The sequence below is a fragment of the Roseateles oligotrophus genome, assembly GCF_025717515.1.
GTDB classification, from domain to species: Bacteria; Pseudomonadota; Gammaproteobacteria; order Burkholderiales; family Burkholderiaceae_C; genus Paucibacter_A; species Paucibacter_A oligotrophus.
Window position 1 is genome coordinate 197,115 of record NZ_JAJIRN010000002.1, and the last position, 14,922, is coordinate 212,036.

13 protein-coding genes are annotated in these 14,922 nt (G+C 62.3%); 7 read left to right on the forward strand and 6 right to left on the reverse strand.

Annotated elements, in window-relative coordinates:
• Positions 1-92: 92 nt before the first annotated feature.
• From LNV07_RS04140 to LNV07_RS04155, 4 genes are all read right to left on the reverse strand, one after another.
• Entirely contained in the window at positions 93-1,532 is a 1,440-nt protein-coding gene (locus LNV07_RS04140) for an aldehyde dehydrogenase family protein (protein WP_263569914.1), read from the reverse strand.
• A 13-nt stretch (positions 1,533-1,545) separates the two neighbouring features.
• Positions 1,546-2,880, reverse strand: coding sequence for a glucarate dehydratase (gene gudD / locus LNV07_RS04145; protein ID WP_263569915.1), 1,335 nt, complete (start codon positions 2,878-2,880; stop codon positions 1,546-1,548).
• 54 nt (positions 2,881-2,934) lie between these two features.
• On the reverse strand, positions 2,935-3,846 hold the full coding sequence (kdgD, locus tag LNV07_RS04150; protein WP_263569916.1) for a 5-dehydro-4-deoxyglucarate dehydratase: 912 nt from the start codon (positions 3,844-3,846) through the stop codon (positions 2,935-2,937).
• A 286-nt stretch (positions 3,847-4,132) separates the two neighbouring features.
• On the reverse strand, positions 4,133-4,903 hold the full coding sequence (locus LNV07_RS04155) for a FadR/GntR family transcriptional regulator (RefSeq protein ID WP_263569917.1): 771 nt from the start codon (positions 4,901-4,903) through the stop codon (positions 4,133-4,135).
• A gap of 153 nt (positions 4,904-5,056) precedes the next feature.
• Here LNV07_RS04155 and LNV07_RS04160 point away from each other — a divergent pair, with 153 nt between their 5' ends.
• From LNV07_RS04160 to garD, 7 genes are all read left to right on the forward strand, one after another.
• Positions 5,057-5,917 carry an NAD-dependent epimerase/dehydratase family protein gene (locus LNV07_RS04160; protein WP_263569918.1) on the forward strand — a complete coding sequence of 287 codons (861 nt, stop codon included), beginning with the start codon at positions 5,057-5,059 and terminating at the stop codon, positions 5,915-5,917.
• Positions 5,914-6,813 (forward strand): SMP-30/gluconolactonase/LRE family protein, encoded by a 900-nt coding sequence (locus LNV07_RS04165; protein ID WP_263569919.1) that lies wholly within the window; start codon positions 5,914-5,916, stop codon positions 6,811-6,813. The genes LNV07_RS04160 and LNV07_RS04165 overlap by 4 nt, the downstream gene beginning before the upstream one ends.
• A gap of 45 nt (positions 6,814-6,858) precedes the next feature.
• Positions 6,859-7,836 carry a TRAP transporter substrate-binding protein gene (locus LNV07_RS04170; RefSeq protein ID WP_263569920.1) on the forward strand — a complete coding sequence of 326 codons (978 nt, stop codon included), beginning with the start codon at positions 6,859-6,861 and terminating at the stop codon, positions 7,834-7,836.
• A gap of 110 nt (positions 7,837-7,946) precedes the next feature.
• Positions 7,947-8,435 carry a TRAP transporter small permease gene (locus LNV07_RS04175; RefSeq protein WP_263569921.1) on the forward strand — a complete coding sequence of 163 codons (489 nt, stop codon included), beginning with the start codon at positions 7,947-7,949 and terminating at the stop codon, positions 8,433-8,435.
• A complete protein-coding gene (locus tag LNV07_RS04180) occupies positions 8,426-9,709 on the forward strand; it encodes a TRAP transporter large permease (protein ID WP_263569922.1) in 1,284 nt (427 codons plus the stop codon). The genes LNV07_RS04175 and LNV07_RS04180 overlap by 10 nt, the downstream gene beginning before the upstream one ends.
• A 165-nt stretch (positions 9,710-9,874) precedes the next feature.
• Positions 9,875-10,969: a porin gene (locus LNV07_RS04185; RefSeq protein WP_263569923.1), complete on the forward strand. Its 1,095-nt coding sequence runs from the start codon at positions 9,875-9,877 to the stop codon at positions 10,967-10,969.
• 58 nt (positions 10,970-11,027) lie between these two features.
• Entirely contained in the window at positions 11,028-12,587 is a 1,560-nt protein-coding gene (gene garD, locus LNV07_RS04190) for a galactarate dehydratase (RefSeq protein WP_263569924.1), read from the forward strand.
• Between the two features lie 518 nt (positions 12,588-13,105).
• On the opposite strand, the gene LNV07_RS04195 is transcribed toward garD, so the two are convergent.
• Together LNV07_RS04195 and LNV07_RS04200 are read right to left on the reverse strand one after the other, a co-directional pair.
• Positions 13,106-14,239 (reverse strand): hypothetical protein, encoded by a 1,134-nt coding sequence (locus tag LNV07_RS04195; protein ID WP_263569925.1) that lies wholly within the window; start codon positions 14,237-14,239, stop codon positions 13,106-13,108.
• A gap of 26 nt (positions 14,240-14,265) precedes the next feature.
• The gene (locus tag LNV07_RS04200) at positions 14,266-14,919 is read right to left on the reverse strand and encodes a hypothetical protein (RefSeq protein ID WP_263569926.1); all 654 of its coding nucleotides are present in this window, start codon (positions 14,917-14,919) and stop codon (positions 14,266-14,268) included.
• Positions 14,920-14,922 lie beyond the last annotated feature (3 nt).

The following is a 14,922-nucleotide window of genomic DNA, read 5'->3' on the forward strand; positions in this document are numbered from 1 at the left end:
TTGAAACAGCGTTTCTTTATTTTATATCGATCAAATAAATATTTGGAACAGCAAACACCCTGATACGGCGAGGCAGGCTTGCTCAGGCTTGTTCAGGGCAGCGTATAGGCCGTCTTCACCACCGTGTAGAACTCGGCGGCATAGCGGCCCTGCTCCCGCGAGCCGTAGCTGCTGCCCTTGCGGCCGCCAAAGGGCACGTGGTAGTCGACCCCCGCCGTGGGCAGATTGACCATCACCATGCCGGCCTGTGAATGGCGTTTGAAATGCGTGGCATGTTTGAGCGAGCGGGTGACGATGCCTGCGGCCAGGCCAAACGGCGTGTCATTGGCGAGCGCCAAAGCATGTTCGTAGTCGCGCGCGGTCTGCACACTCACCACCGGGCCAAAGACCTCCTCGCGATTGATGCGCATCTCGGGCGAGGTCTCGGTGATCAAGGCCGGGCGCAAGTAAAAGCCGGGCTGCCCTTGCTCGTTTTCGGCCAAGGCTTCGCCGCCAAAGGCCAGACTGGCCCCTTCCTGCTGCGCAATGCGGACATAGTCGAGGTCTTGATTGAGTTGCGTCTGATCGACCACCGGGCCAATGTCGATGCCGATCTGGCGGGCGTTGCCCACCTTCAGCGCTTTCATCTTCTCGACCATGGCCGCGACGAAACGCTGCTGCAAGCCCTCGCTGACGATCACGCGGGAAGAAGCCGTGCAGCGCTGGCCGGTTGAGTAGAAGCCACTCTGCACCGCGCAATTGACCGCCACATCCAGATCGGCATCATCCAGCACGATCAACGGGTTTTTCCCGCCCATCTCGAGCTGGAACTTGGCCATGCGCGCCACACAAGCCGCTGCCACTTTTTGCCCGGTGCCGACCGAGCCGGTAAAAGTAACCGCCGAAACACGCGCATCTTCAAGCAGCACAGTGCCCACTTCCGAGCCACGCCCCATCACGAGATTGAACACCCCTTGCGGCAGCCCGCTGCGCGATAGGATTTCGGCCAAGGCCCAGGCCGAACCCGGCACCAGATCGGCCGGCTTGAAGACCACGCAATTGCCATAGGCCAGGGCCGGGGCGATCTTCCAGGCCGGTATGGCGATAGGGAAATTCCAGGGCGTGATGATGGCGATCACGCCGAGCGCCTCGCGTGTGATCTCGACCCCAACGCCGGGCCGCACCGAGGGCAATAGCTCGCCGCCCGGGCGCAAGGCCTCGCCGGCAAAGAACTTGAAGATATGGCCGGCCCGCGTCACTTCGCCCACCGCCTCGGGCAGCGTCTTGCCTTCCTCGCGCGCCAGCAAATCACCGATCTCAGTGCGCCGGGCGAGGATCTCGCTGCCCACGGCATCGAGGATGTCAAAGCGCTGTTGAGGCGTTGACATGCTCCAGGCCGGGAACGCCGCCTCGGCGCTAGCGACGGCAAGCCTGGCCTGAGCGGCATCGGCTTGCGCATACTCGCCCACCAAGTCACGCGTGTCCGAGGGGTTGATATTGCGCGACACGCGTGCGCCGTCCAGCCATTCGCCGGCAATGAAATTCTTGAACATGGGAATTGCCTTTTTATCGGTCCAGGGCGGGCCGCTTGGGATTGAAGTTCCAGCCGGGTAGCAGGTATTGCATGGCCATGCTGTCGTCGCGCGCGCCGAGGCCATGTTGAAGATAGAGCTGGTGCGCTTTCTCGACCTCGACCATATCCAGGCTCACGCCCAGACCCGGTTGTTTCGGCACTTGCACATGCCCGCCCACGATTTGCAGCGGCTGCTGGGTCAGGCGCTGGCCGTCTTGCCAGATCCAATGGGTGTCGATGGCGGTCACCCGACCGGGCGCCGCCGCCGCCACATGGGTGAACATGGCGAGCGAAACATCGAAATGATTGTTGGAATGCGAGCCCCAAGTCAGGCCCCAGTCGCGGCAGGTTTGCGCCACCCGGACCGCGCCGGCCATGGTCCAGAAATGCGGGTCGGCCAGGGGAATATCCACCGCCTGCAAGGCCAGCGCGTGGCCGAGTTGACGCCAGTCCGTGGCGACCATATTGGTGGCCGTGGGCAAGCCGGTGGCACGGCGGAATTCGGCCATCACCTCGCGGCCGGAATAGCCGTCTTCGGCGCCGCAAGGATCTTCCGCGTAGGCAAGGACCCCGCGCATATCGCGCATCAGGCGTATCGCATCCTTGAGCAGCCAGCCTCCATTCGGGTCCAGCGTGACGCGGGCCTGCGGAAAGCGCTCGTGCAGCGCGCACACTACCTCGACCTCCTGTTCGCCCCGCAGCACGCCGCCCTTGAGCTTGAAGTCGTTGAAGCCATAACGTTCACGCGCCGCCTCGGCCAAGCGCACGAGGGCCTCGGCGTCCAATGCCTTTTCATGCCGCAGCAGCAGCCAGTTATCGCTAGCACCGGCTTCACTGCGGTAGGGCAAATCGGTGCGCGAGCGGTCGCCGATGAAGAACAGGTAACCCAGCATTTCCACGGCGTCGCGCTGCTGACCCTCGCCTAAAAGCGCGGCCACCGGCACATTCAGATGCTGACCCAGCAAATCCAGCAGAGCCGACTCGATCGCAGTGACCGCATGGATGGTGGTGCGCAAATCAAAAGTCTGCAGGCCGCGCCCGCCGCTGTCGCGGTCGGCAAAGCACTGCTGCGCGCTCGCCATCAGGCGCTGCTGTGAGCCCAGCGGCTGGCCGACGATCAGCTCGCGCGCATCCTCCAGCGTGCGGCGAATCAACTCGCCACCCGGCACCTCACCGACGCCGGTGCGCCCGGCGCTATCGGTCAGGATCAACAAATTGCGGGTAAAGAACGGGCCATGGGCACCGCTCAAATTGAGCAGCATGCTGTCGTGGCCTGCGACCGGGATCACCCGCAGATCCATGATGACGGGGGTGGCCGACAGACTCATTGCAATGCTCCGGCAAGCCACGACGGGCTTGCTCTGTGGCGAACCGCTTGCACCTTACTGCGCGCCGAGCTTGGCGATCAGGCCGCGCAACTGCTCGACCTCGGCCGGCAGCAGGTCCGACAAAGGCGGGCGCACCGGGCCGGCGCCATGGCCGACCAGCGTCGCGCCGGCCTTGACGATGGACACCGCGTAGCCCTCGCCCTGGTTACGCAAGGCGATATAGGGCAAGAAGAAGTCGCGGATCAATTGATCGCATGTGGCGGTGTCGCCGGCGGCGTGAGCGCGATAGAAGTCCATTGCCGTTTTCGGAATGAAGTTGAACACCGCCGATGAATAGACCGGGCAACCCATCGCCTTGTAAGCCCCTGCGAACAGCTCGGCCGTTGGCAAACCGCCCAGATAGGCAAAACGCTCACCCAGGGTCTGACGGATGGCGACGAACTTCTCGATATCACCGAAGCCGTCTTTGAAACCGACCAAATTGGGACAGCGCTCGGCCAACACCAGCAAGCTGGCCGGCGTCAGGCGGCAGGCGCCGCGGTTATAGACAATCACCCCGATCTTCACGCTCTTGCAAACCGCCTCGACATGATTGATCAAGCCGGCCTGACTGCCTTCGGTCAGATAATGCGGCAATAGCAAAATGCCTTGCGCGCCCAGCGCTTCGGCTTCTTGCGCATATTTGATCGCCAGCGTCGTGCCGCCGCCGGCGCCGGCCACGATAGGCGTGCGGCCGCGGCAGGTATCCAGCGCGACCTTGATCACCTGCGCATATTCCTGCGGCTCCAGCGAGAAGAACTCACCGGTGCCGCCGGCCGCGAACAAGACCGTCGCACCATAAGGCTGCAGCCATTCCAGACGCTCGGCGTAAGGCTTGGGCGCAAAGTTCAAGGCGCTGTCAAAGTCGGTCAAAGGGAAGGACAGCAGGCCGGATTGAAGAACGGTCTTGAGATCTTGGGGCGACATGAATGGGGATGCTCCTGTGGCTGCAAATTGATGGGGCGGGAGACTTCGGGCAGCGCCGACGATCGCCTGATTCGAGTACTGATCAGTGCCCTACTTGTACGTCATCATACAACTTAAGGCAATTCAGTCAACTAGAAAATGCAGCACTCTGAGCCCTATTCCACCCAAGAATCAACCAAGACCCCAGCACAACTCAAACCAAGCCCAACTTGGGCAGCAGGCTTGTTGCCAACCCTGCCGAGCCGACCAGAACATTCGCCACCCAAATAGTCGAGCGCCGCCCGGCTCAGTCTGCGGCGGCCTCCTGCGCACGCCGCAAGCGCTCACGACTGTTCGACAAATGGGTGCGCATGGCAGCCCTTGCCGCCTCCGAATCTTTGCTGGCAATCGCATTGACGATGCTCTCATGCTCGACATGCACCCGGCGCAAATAGTCACGCCTGTCTTCGCCGGCAAAGCCCGCCGTGTTGATGCGGTTGCGCGGGATCAGCATGGCCCCCAAATAAGTCATCAAATCAACGAAATGAACATTTTGCGTGGCCCGCGCGATTTCCATATGCAACTGGAAATCGGCCGCCACCGCATCGGTCATTTCCTCTATGGCCACTGCAAACGCAGCCAAACTGGCCTGCATCACCCGGAGATTCTCGTCACTGCGCCGCTGGGCCGCCAAACCGGCCGCCTCAGCCTCCAGGCCGATGCGCAATTCCAGCACCGCGATCACCTCACGCAGCGTCGCCAGCTGCTCCGGCGCGATCCGAAAGTTGGCCTGCTCACCCACACTCAACACAAAGGTGCCGATGCCGTGCCGCGTCTCCACCAAGCCCGCTGCCTGCAGCTTGGACAGCGCCTCCCGCACCACCGTGCGACTGACCCCGAACTCGGCCATGATGGCCGCCTCGGTCGGCAGCCGCTCACCCACCTTGAGCAAACCTTCACGGATGCGCAGACCAAAGGCATCAACCAAGGCCAAGGCGAGATTGCGCGGACGACGCAGAGCCCCGGCGGGAGCGATGTTGGCCAAAGCCCCAGGCGGGGCGGTCTTCGCATTCGGCATGTTTAAGGGAATTCCCTGTGATTAAGTTTCTTGACACCCTTGATCGGCTCAGCGAACATCGCTCAAGTTGTACGACAACTGATGACGAAGATCATCCGTGGTCGAACTTTAGCAAATCCAGTCGGCAAATCCAAACCCAACATAGCTTTATTCATGAGTGACCACCGGACCACCGCTGCCAACCCGCCCTGCATGCCCAATCAACGACTGCAGCGCCTGCTACTGACCGGCGCTGCCGGCACGCTGGGCCGCATGCTGCGCCCACGCCTGCAGGCCAGCTGCGAGTTGCTGCTGCTGTCGGACCGCATCAGCTGCGGCGAGATCGGGGTCCATGAGACCGAACAGATCTGCGACCTCGCCGATCGGGCGGCCATGCTGGCCTTGCTACAAGGCGTTGACGGCGTGGTTCATCTGGGCGGCGTGTCGGTAGAGAGCCCGTTCGAACAAGTGGCGGCGAGCAATCTGCACGGCGTCTTCAACTTGTATGAGGCAGCGCGCTTGAGCGGCTGCAAGCGCATCGTCTTTGCCAGCTCCAACCACTCCACCGGCTGCTATGAGCAGGGTCAGCCCCTGAGCGTCGGCGACAAGCCGCGGCCCGATGGCTATTACGGCGTGTCCAAGCTGTTCGGCGAAAACATGGCGCAGCTGTACTGGGATCGCTACGGCATCGAGACGGTCTCTTTGCGCATAGGCACGGCCACGCCCGAGCCCGAAGACCGCCGCGCCTTGTCCACCTGGATCAGCCCGGACGATCTCGAGCGCTTGGTGCGGGCGGCGCTATTCGCGCCCAACGTGGGCTGCCTGACCGTCTACGGCGTTTCGGCCAATAGCGAGCGCTGGTGGAGCGCCGAAGGCTGGGACAGGATCGGCTACGAGCCGCAAGACAATGCCGAGGCCTGGCGCGAGCGCGTGCAAGGCATTGACTTTGCCGCCGGCTCGCCGATGGCCCGCTTGCAGGGCGGGCGCTTCCTCGGCCTTGGGCCGTTTGAGCCACAGCCACAGCCCCAGCCATGAGCCAGGCCGAGCTGTGGTGGGATGGCGGCGCGGCCTTGGCCGAGAGCCCGCTTTGGTGCGCAGAGCAGGCCTGTTTCTATTGGGTCGACATCACCGGCCAGCGCATCTGGCGTCACGATGGCTCGACCCGGCCGGCCCAAAGTTGGCAGCTGGATCAAGCGGTCGGCTGCATCGCCTTGCGGGCTGGCGGCGGCTTGGTGGCGGCATTGCAAGACGGCGTTTACGCCCTCGAACTCGGTGCAGCGGCACAGCCCCAAATGACGCTGCTGGCAGCCGCTTTGCATGGCAAAGGCTTGCGCTTCAACGATGGCCGCTGCGACCGTCAGGGGCGCTTCTGGGTCGGCAGCATGCATGAGGACCCGGCTGCACCTGAGCGACTGCCACTCGGCCGCTTGGCCCGGCTGGCTACTCCTTCAGAAAGCACAGGCAGATGGGCGCCTGCCTTGCGGGAGGCGATGCTGGTGCCCAACGGCCTAGCCTTCAGCCCCAGCGGCGACAAGCTCTATTTCAGCGACTCGGCTCCGGCCGTTGCGAAGGTTTGGGTCTGTGATTACGACCTGGCCAGCGGCCAAGCCGGCGAGCCGCGCGTCTTCATCGATCGCCTCATAACCGGCCGCCCAGACGGTGCAGCCGTCGACGTCGAGGGCTGCTACTGGATCTGCGCCAATGACGGCGCCGCCGTGCTGCGCTACACACCCGCCGGGCAGCTCGACCGCCGGATTGAGCTGCCCGTCGCCAAACCCACCATGTGCGCCTTTGGCGGCGCCGACATGGCCACCCTTCTGATCACGTCGATGCGCCCTGCCGGCGCCGGCGTTCAAGCAACTCTGGCAGGCGCTTTGTTTGCGCTGCGGCCCGGAGTGACAGGATTGCCCGAAACGCCCTACGCGGATTGATGGCGAAACTCCAAAGAAACACCCACAAAATCAAACGGAGACCCAATGAAACCCAATGCCAAATTGTTCACGAAATTGCTGCCCGGACTGATACTTGGCGCCAGCCTGAGCGCCCAAGCGACCGACTTCCGCTCCACCGATATCCATCCTGACGGCTACCCCACCGTCGACGCCGTCAAGTTCATGGGCCAGGAACTGAGCAAGCTCAGCAACGGCCGCCACAGCATCAAGGTTTTCAACAACAGCGCCCTGGGCGCCGAGAAGGACACCATCGAGCAGGCCAAGATCGGCGCGATCGCGATGACACGCGTGAACATCGCGCCGATGAACAATATCTGCGCGCCCACCGTGGTGCCGACCATGCCGTTCTTGTTCCGCTCCAAGGAACATATGCGCGCAGTGCTGGACGGCCCGATTGGTGAAGAGATTTTGAAGAGCTGCGAAGCGCAGGGCTTCATCGGCCTGGCCTTTTACGACAGCGGCGCCCGCTCGATCTACACCGTCAAGAAGCCCATCAAGAGCCTGGCCGACGCCAAGGGCTTGAAGGTGCGCGTGCAGCAATCCGACCTCTGGGTTTCGCTGCTGGAGGCCATGGGTGCCAACGCCACACCGATGCCTTTCGGAGAGGTCTACACGGCCTTGAAAACCGGCTTGGTCGATGCGGCGGAGAACAACTACCCCTCGTATGAAAGCTCGCGCCACTTCGAAGTCGCCAAGTACTACTCGAAGACCGAGCATTCGATGGCGCCGGAAATGCTGCTGTTCTCCAAAAAGATCTGGGACGGCTTGAGCGCCGAGGACCAAAAAGCGCTGCGTCAAGCCGCCAAGAACTCGGTGCCCTTTATGCGCAAGCTCTGGGATGAGCGCGAAGAGAAGTCCCTCGCCACGGTCAAGGCCGGTGGAGCCCAGATCATCGAGGTCGACAAGGCCAGCTTCCAGGCCGTGATGAAACCCGTCTACGACAAATTCATCACCGATGCCAAGCTGAAGGATCTGGTCAAACGGATTCAAGAAACTAAGTAGCCAAGGACCGCTACCCGCCCGGCCTTCCATCAAGAGGCCGAGCGGGTGACTTGTGCTCGCATTGATTTCATCTGTGCGTCGGGCCGCGCCCCGACCGAACCGGAAACACCATGTTGACCAAATTTTGTGCGGCCATCGCCAAGGCCTGCTTGCGCCTAGGCGTGTTCGGCTTGCTGCTGCTACTCCTGGCCGTGAGCTACCAGGTATTCGGCCGTTATGTGATGAACAACACGCCCACCTGGGCGGAAAGCCTGGCCTTGTTGCTGGTGCTCTACGTGACGATGCTAGGTTGCGCCGTCGGCGTGCGCGACGCCGGGCATATCGGCATGGAACTGCTTGACGGCCTGCTGCCCAGCAACTGGCGCCGTCCCTTGGAGATCTTGATCCATTTGCTGACCATGCTGTTCGGCGGACTGATGGCCTGGAACTGCGCAGAGATGTTCCTCTCCGTGCGCAGCTACCTGATTCCCACTCTGGGCGTTTCAGAGTCCTTGCGCTATGTGCCCATGGTGCTGGCCGGGCTGCTGATCATGCTTTTTTCTTTTGAACATATCGTCGCCTTGCAGCGCGGCGAAGAGGTGAAGCCCGCATGGCACTGACTATTCTTTGTATCGCCTTCTTCGGCCTGCTCATTCTGGGCGTGCCGGTGGCCTTCGCGATTGGCCTATCCGCATTGGCGACGATTCTTTATGAGGGTTTGCCGATGGCCGTCATCTTCCAGCAGATGACATCGGGCATGAATGTGTTCTCCTTCTTGGCGATCCCCTTCTTCATCTTTGCCGGCGAGTTGATGCTTTACGGCGGCATCGCCGACAAGATCGTCGATTTCGCCCGCGCCTTGGTTGGCCATGTGCGCGGCGGCTTGGGCATGTCCAATGTGGTCGCTTGCACCTTGTTCGGCGGCGTCTCGGGCAGCCCGGTGGCCGATGTGTCGGCCATGGGCGCGGTGATGATTCCGATGATGAAGAAGGAAGGCTATGGCGCCGACTACGCCGTCAACGTCACCACCCATGCCGCGCTGGTCGGGGCCTTGATGCCGACCAGCCACAACATGATCATTTACTCGCTGGCGGCCGGCGGCAAGGTCTCGATCGCCAAGCTGATTCTGGCCGGTCTGATCCCGGCCCTGGTGTTGACGATCTGCAATCTGGTCGCCGCTTACGGCGTGGCCGTCAAACGTGGCTATCCGGCCGGCAGCTTCCCCGGTTGGGCCATCGTCGCGCGCTCACTTGCGGCGGCCTTGCCGGGCTTGTTCGTCGTCGTGCTGATCCTGGGCGGCATCATGTCCGGCGTCTTCACGGCCACCGAATCGGCCGCCGTGGCTGTGCTGTATGCCTTGTTCTTGTGCGTGGTGATCTACCGCTCGCTCAAGCTGGAGCAGTTCGTCAAGGCGGCGGCCAAGGCGGTCAAGACGACCGGCGTGGTGCTGCTCTTGATCGGCATTTCATCGGCCTTCGGCTACATCATCAGCCTCTACGAAGTGGCCGACCTGACCGGCCGCGCGCTGACCAATTTCAGCTCCAGCCCCTGGGTGATCTTCCTGCTGGTCAATTTGATTCTGTTCGTGCTGGGCACCTTCCTGGACATGGCCGCCACCATCCTGGTCTGCACACCGATCTTCCTGCCAATCTGCATGAAATACGGCATGGGCGAAATCCAGTTCGGCATCGTCATGCTGATCAACTGCGCTTTGGGCCTGAACACGCCGCCGGTCGGCACCACGCAGGTGGTTGGTTGCGCCATCGGCGGGGTGTCGGTCGGAACGGTGATGAAGACCATCTGGCCCTTCTACGGCGCCTTGATCGCCGCACTGATGCTGGTGACCTTTGTGCCGGCGTTCTCGCTGTGGCTGCCCGGCATCGTTTTTCCCTGATTTTTGGGAACCTGATCTTCGGCGCCATGCCGCGCCCAAGTCTGCTCCGCTGTCCCGACCATGGCCATGGCCGGGACGCATGCCGGAATTCGTCCTGCCGACGCTGACCCGTGCTGATTTGCCCGGCCGTTTCGAATTTCCAACATCTATAACGGAGACATCACCATGAAAATCAACTCTCTTGGCTACGCGGCCATGCTGCTATGTGCAGGCGCGGCTCAGGCCCAGTCTTCCAACGTCGTGCTCTATGGTCTGCTGGACGTCAACGTCAGCAACTACGACAGCGGCGCCAAGGCCAAGGCCGGCAACCTAACTTTGGTTCAGGACGGCACCGTCAACGGCCTCAATGGTTCGCGCTGGGGCATGCGCGTCACGGAAGACCTCGGCAACGATCTCAAAGCAGGCGTCGTCATGGAAGGCGGTTTGCTGGCCGACACCGGCGCGCTGGCCCAGGGCGGGCGGGCCTTTGGTCGGCAAGTCTTTGTGTCGCTGACATCGGCCAGCTTGGGCGAGCTGCGCATGGGTCGCCAGTACATCTTGGAAGACAGCGTGATGGGTTTGAGCAATCCCTTCGTCAACGCGCTGACCTTGAACCAGGGCACCGCGGTCACGAATATGGGCAAGAGCCTGCCGTTTTGGCTGAATGCACCGCGGGCCGACAACGTCGTGCAATACGCGACGCCGACCTGGGCCGGCTTTACCGGCACAGTACAGATTGCCCCTGGCGAAGCCACCGCCGACCGCTTCCACGGGTTGAAGGCCGCCTACACCCTGGGCAACTTCAATTCGGCGCTGTCCTATGAATGGAACAAGTCGCGCAGCAGCGGCTCCGACACCAACAAGTCCTTGACGCTGGCCGCCAACTACAACTTCGGCCTGTTCAAGCTGCTGGGCGGCTACCAAAAGAACGATGAGCTGACGACCACCAGCGGCAATGGCGCGGCGGCCGGTATCGGCCTGACCGTGACCGGCCCGAACGGCGTCTTTACCGCCGACGCCATCAAGGGCTACACCCTCGGCGTTGAAGTTCCCTTGGGCGATTTTCTATTGGGCAGCAACTACTCCAGCGTAGAGTACAGCGGCGTCGCCGCCAACAAGACCGGCAAGAGCGCCACCTTGGGCAAGCTGGGCTTTGGCGTCAAATATGGTTTCTCGAAGAACACCTTTGTGTATTCCAGCATCTCCTTTGCCAGCGGCGATCTGCAGGAGTACATCTCGCAAGAACGCGTGATGCAAGTCGGCTTGCGCAAGTCGTTCTGAACCCAGCGCCCCAGGTCAAACTGGGGCGCAACCCTGACAAGACAGCAACTTATTCCAGATGAGCCAGCAGCCTCTCTACATCCGCATGCAAATTGGCGACAACGTCGCCATCGTCGTCAATGATGGCGGCCTGCATGCCGGCAGCCAATTTGCCGACGGCCTCGCCCTGCTTGAGCGCGTGCCGCAGGGTCACAAGGTGGCGCTAACTGACATTCCGAGCGGCGCGCCGGTGCTGCGCTACGGCGTCAGCATTGGCCTGGCCATCCAAGACATCAAGGCCGGCGCCTGGGTGCATGAGAAGCTGCTGGCCATGCCCACCGCGCGCAGCTTGGACGAGTTGCCGATCTGCACGGAGGCCAGCCCAGCCTTGGCGCCGCTGGAGGGCTACAGCTTTGAAGGCTACCGCAACGCCGATGGCTCGGTCGGTACGCGCAATATCCTGGCCATCACGACCACCGTGCAATGCGTGGCCGGCGTGCTGGAGTTGGCGCTCGAGCGCATCAAGGCCGAGTTGCTGCCGCTGTTCCCCTATGTGGATGATGTGGTGGCCTTGGAACATGGCTACGGCTGCGGTGTGGCGATCGACGCGCCTGACGCCATCATCCCTATCCGCACGCTGCGCAATATCAGCCTGAATCCGAACTTCGGCGGTGAAGTGATGGTGGTCAGCCTGGGCTGCGAAAAGCTGCAGCCGGAACGCTTGCTGCCGCCGGGCAGCATTGCGATCGCCGATCAACGAGAGGAGGAACTGGACGTGGTGCGCCTGCAGGATGACGCGCATATCGGCTTTCAATCGATGCTGGATTCAATCATGCGCAGCGCCGAGCGTCATTTGCAGCGACTCAACCAGCGCCGGCGCGAGACCGTGCCGGCGTCCGAGCTGGTAGTCGGCGTGCAATGCGGGGGCAGCGACGCGTTCTCCGGCCTCACCGCCAACCCGGCCGTTGGTTTTTGCACCGATTTGCTGGTGCGCGCTGGGGCTACCGTGATGTTCTCGGAAGTGACCGAGGTGCGTGACGCCGTGGATCAGCTGACCGGGCGCGCCGCGACCGCCGAGGTCGCCGAGGCAATCAAGCGAGAGATGGCCTGGTACGACGCCTATCTGCAGCGCGGCAGCGCCGACCGCAGCGCCAACACCACGCCGGGCAACAAGGCCGGTGGCCTGTCCAATATCGTCGAGAAGGCCATGGGTTCCATCATCAAGAGCGGCACGGCGCCCATCAGCGGCGTCTTGTCGCCGGGCGAGCGCGCGCAGACGAAGGGCTTGCGTGGCTTGATCTTTGCCGCCACCCCGGCCAGCGATTTCATCTGCGGCACGCTGCAATTAGCGGCCGGCATGAATCTGCATATCTTCACCACCGGCCGCGGCACTCCTTACGGTCTGGCGGCTTGCCCGGTGCTCAAGGTCGCCACCCGCAATGATCTGGCACGGCGCTGGCATGACCTGATGGACATCAACGCCGGGCGCATCGCCAGCGGCGAAGCCAGCATCGAGGACATCGGCTGGGAGATGTTCAGGCTATTGCTGGACGTGGCCAGTGGGCGCAAAAAGACCTGGGCCGAGCAATGGCAGTTGCACAACGCGCTGGTGCTGTTCAACCCGGCGCCGATTACCTGACAAGCCCGCGGCTAGCGCAAACCAACGTCGTGACAGCCGGCGATTCCTTGCGTTGAATGCATGCGGCGCGCACCCTGGCAGCCACGGCCGCAGCGGGGAGTACGCCCGGCGCTACTGCTTCATCAGCGCGGGCGGCGGGGCCTGGTACAGCACGACGCTGTAGCAGCTAGCTTCAGGCGACCGGGTGTAGGTAAAGAGCCCCAAGTGCGCTTATGTCGATGTGGGGAGGGTGCTGGAGGCCATGTAGCCGGCCAGGGACTTCTGCGTCAACACCGACGGCTGCGAACGGCTGGTGCTTGACGACGTTCATCCGGCTCGCATTGACCTGGTGCGTCAAATCGGGCGCACCGACGGTTTCGGCCCGACGCTTGCCGACGCGACATAAAGCCACTCTGAGCGCTGGTGCCGACATTCTGGTGGGTCGGTCATGGAGAAGTGATCGAGATCGACGCTGACCCCTGGGAGTCACGGTTTGATCAAGGAGAGTCTTGGTGGCTCATCAATGACTCAGATCCGGCCTACTTAAGTGTCTGCCAGAGCGAGAACAACACAAACGCCAGATAGATCAGCATGCCGATGCGGCCAAACCGGCCGTCATTGGGGCGCCGCTGAGCCAGCGCGATAGGCGCAGGTCGGGTGTCGGCAGGCGGCGGCAGTTGGGTGGCCTCCAGGCGCAAGATGGTGTCAATTTCCTCATGGGACAAGCCCCCCCCCGCGGCGGCCGCGCAAACCTTGGCCGGTGTCTGCGCATCGCGCTGCGACAAGCCCTGCAGCAAGGCCATGAATGGCGTCTCAAAGTCCAAATGTCGGGCGAATCGCAGCGTCCGCTGGACAGCATCCAATTGCCGGTGCGGTGAATGCAGCAGCGCCTGACAAGTCGCAACCAGCTCCTCGTAGTCAGCAAACACCATGCCTGAGCTCGACCAATCCGACAGGGCGGCGTGCACCGACGTTTCACACACCACCGGTACGCCGTTGGCGACCGGCTGAAGCATGCGCGAGATCGGAAACAGCTTGGTAGCGTAATAGTGAATATGCAACACCATGCGCGCCCGCATCACTGCCGGGCTGAGCTCCCAAGCATAGGCCCCCGCCACGACCTCCACAGACAAGCCAGCGGCCCTCAGTTGCTCGATGATCAGGCTGCGCCGGTCGCTGAGGGTGCCAAAGAACAAGACATCGACCGACTTCTCCACCGCCAACGCGGGCCGGAATATCGCCGCCGGTCCAGGCACAAATGGCAGCTCAAAAGCCAACTGCTTGGCGCCATGCCGTTGCCGTAAAAATTCGATGTTAGCGCTGCTGTAGTCGAGCACCGGCCAGCGAGCCAGCTCGTCAATATAGCCGTTGCTGATCAAGGCCGATTCACTGCCTAGTTGTTCTAGGTTGATCAGCACGGTCAGGCGCGGATTCAGTCGCGACACCAAGCTCTCCCAGCCTGGATTCGGCATGAACACCAAGGCTAAACGGTCTTGATCCACCTGGTTGACGACATGCTTGCAGTCGGCAAAGCCAAGTTGGCGAATCGAGGCGCAAAGACAGGCCGCCAACTCAGAGAAGACATAGGGCTGCGGCGCGTACGGGTTGTCTTCAACCACGTCAATGCCCAACAAGCGGTCTCGAGCCTCCTGCACCACCGACTTCAAATCCATAGACAGCACTTCAAGTTCCTACCAAGCTACCTGACCCGCTGCGCGTCCATCCGCCCACGCAGCTCCTCGGCCACGTTCTCCAGCCGGATGTCGTTGAAACCGAACAGCGGATCATTGACGCCGGTGATCTCCGAGGGGGTGCGGCTCAGATAACGCTTGATCGCTTCTTCGCCCACCGAATGCAACTTGCGGTTCTTGGCCTCGGCGTCTTGCAAGGCCAGCGTGCTGCGCTCCAACAGGCGCGCCGTGACTTGCACCGCTTGCTGACGCTCGGCGCTTTCGCGGCGGGCCGCCAACAATTGCTGCTGCAGTTCTTTTTCACGCGTCCCGGCCGCTGCTTCCAAGGCTGATTTCGCGGCCTCGGCCGCTTGCAACTCGGCTTGCAGCTTTTGCGTCAGCTGCTCCAGCGCCTTGAGCTTGGCCGCTTGGCCCGAGGCTTGCGCCCGCGCCTTGCCGGCGACTTGCTCGGCCAGCAGCTTTTCTTGCTCCAGCTTGGCCTTCTCGGCGCTCAAGCTTGACTGTTGCTCTTGCGCAGCCTTCAGCGCTGTTTGCGTGCGACGCAAGGCTTCGCGTTCCTTGCTCACCTTGGCGTCCTGCGCCTGCGCAGGCATGACGGCACCCAAGCCCACACAGCAGGCCACCAACAGCCCTCTTTTCAATCTCAATGACAGCGTCTTCATCGT

What these genes read in the sequence shown, in the direction of transcription:
- LNV07_RS04140 (WP_263569914.1), bottom strand. Translation starts at nt 1,532, where the DNA reads ATGTTCAAGAATTTCATTGCCGGCGAATGGCTGGACGGCGCACGCGTG.
- gudD (WP_263569915.1), bottom strand. Translation starts at nt 2,880, where the DNA reads ATGAGTCTGTCGGCCACCCCCGTCATCATGGATCTGCGGGTGATCCCG.
- kdgD (WP_263569916.1), bottom strand. Translation starts at nt 3,846, where the DNA reads ATGTCGCCCCAAGATCTCAAGACCGTTCTTCAATCCGGCCTGCTGTCC.
- LNV07_RS04155 (WP_263569917.1), bottom strand. Translation starts at nt 4,903, where the DNA reads ATGCCGAATGCGAAGACCGCCCCGCCTGGGGCTTTGGCCAACATCGCT.
- LNV07_RS04160 (WP_263569918.1), top strand. Translation starts at nt 5,057, where the DNA reads ATGAGTGACCACCGGACCACCGCTGCCAACCCGCCCTGCATGCCCAAT.
- LNV07_RS04165 (WP_263569919.1), top strand. Translation starts at nt 5,914, where the DNA reads ATGAGCCAGGCCGAGCTGTGGTGGGATGGCGGCGCGGCCTTGGCCGAG.
- LNV07_RS04170 (WP_263569920.1), top strand. Translation starts at nt 6,859, where the DNA reads ATGAAACCCAATGCCAAATTGTTCACGAAATTGCTGCCCGGACTGATA.
- LNV07_RS04175 (WP_263569921.1), top strand. Translation starts at nt 7,947, where the DNA reads ATGTTGACCAAATTTTGTGCGGCCATCGCCAAGGCCTGCTTGCGCCTA.
- LNV07_RS04180 (WP_263569922.1), top strand. Translation starts at nt 8,426, where the DNA reads ATGGCACTGACTATTCTTTGTATCGCCTTCTTCGGCCTGCTCATTCTG.
- LNV07_RS04185 (WP_263569923.1), top strand. Translation starts at nt 9,875, where the DNA reads ATGAAAATCAACTCTCTTGGCTACGCGGCCATGCTGCTATGTGCAGGC.
- garD (WP_263569924.1), top strand. Translation starts at nt 11,028, where the DNA reads ATGAGCCAGCAGCCTCTCTACATCCGCATGCAAATTGGCGACAACGTC.
- LNV07_RS04195 (WP_263569925.1), bottom strand. Translation starts at nt 14,239, where the DNA reads ATGGATTTGAAGTCGGTGGTGCAGGAGGCTCGAGACCGCTTGTTGGGC.
- LNV07_RS04200 (WP_263569926.1), bottom strand. Translation starts at nt 14,919, where the DNA reads ATGAAGACGCTGTCATTGAGATTGAAAAGAGGGCTGTTGGTGGCCTGC.